This is a genomic window from Streptomyces sp. NPDC054770, assembly GCF_053611985.1.
Map to the genome: position 1 here is coordinate 1 of NZ_JBSHBL010000170.1, position 5056 is coordinate 5056.

The 5056-nt window shown below is 70.4% G+C and carries 4 protein-coding genes; 1 reads left to right on the forward strand and 3 read right to left on the reverse strand.

Features of this window, described 5'->3' with window-relative positions; all coding sequences use genetic code 11:
* Positions 1-85 precede the first annotated feature (85 nt).
* The 3 genes from ACWGKQ_RS51795 to ACWGKQ_RS51805 form a co-directional block, all read right to left on the reverse strand.
* Positions 86-1348, reverse strand: coding sequence for an AAA family ATPase (locus ACWGKQ_RS51795; protein WP_453299113.1), 1263 nt, complete (start codon positions 1346-1348; stop codon positions 86-88).
* Positions 1349-1360: 12 nt separating this feature from the next.
* Positions 1361-2062, reverse strand: coding sequence for a Flp pilus assembly protein CpaB (cpaB, locus tag ACWGKQ_RS51800; protein ID WP_453299114.1), 702 nt, complete (start codon positions 2060-2062; stop codon positions 1361-1363).
* Between the two features lie 77 nt (positions 2063-2139).
* Positions 2140-2967: a hypothetical protein gene (locus ACWGKQ_RS51805; protein ID WP_453299115.1), complete on the reverse strand. Its 828-nt coding sequence runs from the start codon at positions 2965-2967 to the stop codon at positions 2140-2142.
* Positions 2968-3393: 426 nt separating this feature from the next.
* On the opposite strand from ACWGKQ_RS51805, the gene ACWGKQ_RS51810 reads away from it, so the two are divergent.
* Complete coding sequence (locus ACWGKQ_RS51810; protein WP_453299116.1) at positions 3394-5022, forward strand: chitinase; 1629 nt, start codon at positions 3394-3396, stop codon at positions 5020-5022.
* The last annotated feature ends 34 nt before the right edge of the window (positions 5023-5056 follow it).

The following is a 5056-nucleotide window of genomic DNA, read 5'->3' on the forward strand; positions in this document are numbered from 1 at the left end:
CCCCTAAAGGGGCGCTGAGCGCCCCGAAGGGGCGCGGGGAACTGCGCGCTCAGCCCCCACGCACCGGCACCCGGCCGACGGCCTCTCACGGCAGCTCCTTCCGCCGCCGGAACCCCACCGCCGCCCGCTCCCCGCCCCGGGCCCGTGTCCCGGACCGGCGTGGCGGTGCCCCCTCGGCCGTCCGTACCAGTCCCAGCTCCCCGGCCAGCCCCCAGATCGCCTGCTTCACCGTGCTCCGTGAGTCCAGTTCGTGCATGCGGCCCGCGTCCACCGCGCCCTGGAGCTCCTTGAAGTTCGCCGGGATCGGGGTCCCCGCCAGTGCCGTCCCGGTGATCCGCTGGATCAGCGCCGGCTGGATCTCCGTGGCGCGGGTGTACCGGTTGACCACCACCGTCGTCTCCTCGGCCTTGCGGATCTGCAGCCGGTCCCACATCCGCACCGTCCGCTTCGCCGCCCGTACGGCGACCACGTCCGGCGTGGTGACCAGCAGGGCGAGGTCCGCGGTCTCCACGGCCGCCGCACCCGCCCCGCCGAGCTGTGCGCCGCAGTCGACGATCACCACCTCGTAGCGGGAGCGCAGGGAGCTGAGGATCTGGCGGGCGGCGCGGTCGGTGACCTCCTCGCCGCGTTCGCCCTCGGCGGGTGCGAGGAGCAGGGCGAGCCCGGAGTCGTGGCGGAAGACGGCCTCGGCCATCACCCGCGGGGAGATGTCGTTGACCGCGGCGAGGTCGGCGACCGAGCGGCGGAACTGGACGTCCAGGTAGGAGGCGACGTCCCCGGTCTGGAGGTCGAGGTCGACGAGGGCGGTGGAGTGGCCGGAGGCCTGCGCGGCGAGGGCGATCTGGACCGCGACGAGGGTCGCGCCGGTGCCCCCCTTCGCGCCGCTGACGGTGACGACGGTGCCGCCCACGCCGGCGAACACGTCGGCGCCGTGGCCCAGATGGCGTCGTACGCCCGTGGACCACTGGGCGACGGCCTGGACGCGGCCGGCCAGTTCCTCGTAGCTCAGCGGGAGTCCGACCAGGCCGCGGGCGCCGGAGTCCATGGCGGCGGCGAACAGGCCGGGGCTGGTGTCGGTGGTGACCAGGACGACGCCCACGGCGGGGAAGCGCAGGGCGACCTCGCGGATCAGTTCGAGGGCCGGGACGGGGCCGATGCGTTCGTGGACGACGACGACCTCGGGGAGTTCGTCGACGGACTCGGCCGCGGACCGGGCGAGGGTGTCGACGAGCTGGGTGGAGTCGACGACGGGGGCCAGCGGCTCGGCGTCCGGGAGCTGGCTGAGCAGGGAGACCAGGGAGCGGACGGCGTCCGCGTCACCGACGGCGGGGAGGATCCTGATGGGCATGGAGGGCGCCTCTCACTTGTCCGTCGCGAGTTCGTAGGTACGGTCCTTGTCCGGCACGGTGGTCGTGGTGCCGGGGGCGACCAGGGCGAGCCGGACCCGCTGGGCGAAGGACTCCGCGTAGGTGAGGCGCTGGGCGTCGAGCGTGGACAGCGCGAAGGTGATGGGGACGGCGTCGGTGGGCTGCTGGTTCTTGTTGTCCGGTTCCAGCGCGGTGATCTTGCCGACGTCCAGGACCCGGGCGTTGGTGACGATGATCTTCGACTGGTCGGGGTCGGTCTGCTGCTTGCCCTCGAAGGTGGCGTAGACGTTGACCAGCGAGCCCGGGGTGATCTTGCCCGCGACCCCGGTGGCCGCGTCGATCATGATCGCGACCTCCTGCTGGCCCGCCTTGAGCGCGGGCTGGTCGACGATCATGTCGGTCTGGAGCAGGGAGCCCTGCTTCAGCGTGGTGACCGCGATCTTGCCCTGGATCTGGCCGAGGCTGGTGACGGCGTTGGGTGACAGCCACCGCTCGGGCATCGAGATCTTCTTGAACTGGCTCGCGCTCAACGTGGTGTACGGCGCGACGTCGGAGCGGAGTTCGTACGCGGTGACCTTGGGGCCGACCTCGGACTTCGCGTTGTCGATGACCGACAGCACGCCGGCGAACGCGCCGAGCGCGCAGATCACCGACAGGATCAGGAGTATCACGCCGCGGCGCTGACGGGAGTTCATGGACCGTGCGACCTCATCGGGGAAGCGGGGGGAAGTGGGGGAACCGAGCGGTGGCGGTGCGTGGTGCGTGGTGCGGGTCAGGCGGGCGTCCGTTGTTCCAGCGCGCGGGGCGCCGGCGGGTCGTAGTCGGGCGGGGTGGCGGAGCAGAAGACACAGCGGTCGCCGATGACGTCGATGCCGCACCAGTGGCAGCTGGTCTGCCGTACCGAGGTGACCAGTTGGTAGAGGACCGACAGGTCGGCGAGGTAGCTGGTGAACTCGATCATCCGGCCGGTGCCCCACCACACGGAGGACTCGGCGGGCAGCGGGGTCTCGCGCAGGCCGTGCGCGCCCCAGGCCTTGGCGAGGCCGCCGATCCAGTCCGACTGCAGCTGCCCCCTGGCGACCAGCATCCAGGTGCTGAACTCGGGGCCGGTCAGGACGGCGTCGGGGGCGATCCGGACCAGCTGCGGCTCGGGGTGGGCGACGACCCCGAACTGGGTGCCGGGCATCCAGGACTTGGCGTGCGCCTTGAGGCCGACCGGGACGCGGTCCAGCTTGGTGACGGAGCCGAGGACGGCGCCGGAGTGGATGTAGTGGGTGAGCAGCCGGCCGGCCGACGCGAGCACGCCGGGGCTGAGGTCGCAGGAGGCCAGCTGCCGCAGCTGCCGGGCCAGGACGGCGATGCCGAGCGGCGGCAGGTCGGGGCGGAACAGCGCGATGCGGTCGCTCTCCAGGAGGGAGCGCAGGGTGTGCAGGCGCCGGACCACGGCCTCCGGTACGGCGTCCGAGTACAGGACGACCACGTGCCCGTACTGCTCGATGAGGGCCACGAACTCGGCGAGGGTCTGTTCGAGCGGGCGCTGGTCGAGGTCCCGGAGCACGACCGCGGGCATGGTCCGCTCGTCCTGGACCGGCAGGGCCATGTCGGCACTGGTCACGGCAATGGCAGTTGGCACGCGCAGCTCCCCGCTCTTCACACCCGGCGGCCCACCGGTGTTACTCCAATGAGCCGGGACGACTTCATTGCGTGACTTCCTCAGCACTGTATCCACGCGTCTGTGACCGGAGAACAGCGTTTGTGTAGCTGTCTGGGATCCGTGACCACACAAGTGGCGTCAAATCGGGACAGGTTGAGCATATGAACAAGGCGAGTTCCGTACTACCGACCTTGCCCCCCACCCCCGGCCGCCCAACCCTTTGAATTTGGTCCAGACCTATTGACACTCGAATTGGTCTGGACCACCTTGATTGTCATGCTCAGACTCATCCCCCGACTGGCGTCCCCCCACACCGGACGTCGACGCATCCGAACCTGGTCGGCCGTGGCCACCCTCGCCACGGCCCTCGCGATGGCGGGCCTGGCCTCCGCACCGGCCTCCGCCGCCGACGTCAACAACGTGAAGAACCCCGGCTTCGAATCGGGCCTGTCCAACTGGACCTGTTCCGCGGGCAGCGGTACGACGGTCTCCTCCCCCGTGCACTCCGGCGCCGCCGCGCTGAAGGCGACCCCGGCCGGGCAGGACTACGCCCAGTGCAGCCAGACGGTGGCGGTCAAGGCCAACTCGACCTACACGCTGAGCGCGTGGGTGCAGGGCTCCTACACCTACCTCGGCGTGACCGGCACCGGCACCACGGACGTGTCCACCTGGACCCCCAACACGTCCTGGACACAGCTGTCGACGACCTTCACCACCGGCGCCTCGACCACCTCGGTGACGGTCTGGACGCACGGCTGGTACGGCCAGGCCGCCTACTACGCCGACGACGTCTCGGTCTACGGCCCCGACGGCGGTGGCGGCTCCGACCCGGCCCCGACCGTCCCGGCGACCCCGACCGGCCTCGCGGTCTCCGGTACGACGTCGTCCTCCGCGTCGCTGTCCTGGAGCGCGGTGTCGGGCGCGACCGGCTACAACGTCTACCAGAACGGCACCAAGGTCTCGGCGGTCAGCGGCGCCTCGGCCACGGTCACCGGGCTCGCGGCCTCGACGTCGTACTCCTTCCAGGTCACCGCGACCAACTCGGCGGGTGAGTCGGCGAAGTCGTCGGCGGTGACGGCGACGACGACCGCGACCGGCGGCAACGGCGGCGGCTCGCTGCCCAAGCACGCGGTGACGGGCTACTGGCAGAACTTCAACAACGGCGCCACCGTCCAGAAGATCTCGGACGTGCCGTCCTCGTACGACATCATCGCCGTCGCCTTCGCGGACGCGACCAGCACACCGGGCGCGGTGAGCTTCACCCTCGACTCCGCCGGGCTCGGCGGGTACACGGTCGACCAGTTCAAGGCCGACATCAAGGCCAAGCAGGCGGCCGGCAAGAAGGTCATCATCTCGATCGGCGGCCAGAACGGCACGATCTCGGTGAGCGACTCGGCGTCCGCGACGAACTTCGCCAACTCCGTCTATTCGCTGATGCAGACGTACGGCTTCGACGGCGTCGACATCGACCTGGAGAACGGCATCAACGCCACCTACATGAGCCAGGCGCTGCGCTCGCTCTCGTCGAAGGCGGGCTCCTCGCTCATCATCACGATGGCCCCGCAGACGATCGACATGCAGTCGACGTCCAACGGGTACTTCCAGACGGCCCTGAACATCAAGGACATCCTCACCGTCGTCAACATGCAGTACTACAACAGCGGTTCGATGCTGGGCTGCGACGGCAAGGTGTACAGCCAGGGCTCGGTGGACTTCCTGACCGCGCTGGCCTGCATCCAGCTCCAGGGCGGCCTGAGCCCCTCCCAGGTGGGCCTCGGCCTGCCGGCGTCGACCAGCGCGGCCGGCAGCGGCTACGTCTCGCCGACCGTGGTCAACAACGCCCTGGACTGCCTGACCAAGCTCACCAACTGCGGCTCCTTCAAGCCGTCGACGGCGTACCCCGACCTGCGGGGCGCGATGACCTGGTCGACGAACTGGGACGCGGCGGCCGGCAACGCGTGGTCGTCCTCGGTGGGCGCCCACGTGCACGCACTGCCGTAGGGATCACCGGCGCGACCAGCCCCCACCGGCCCGC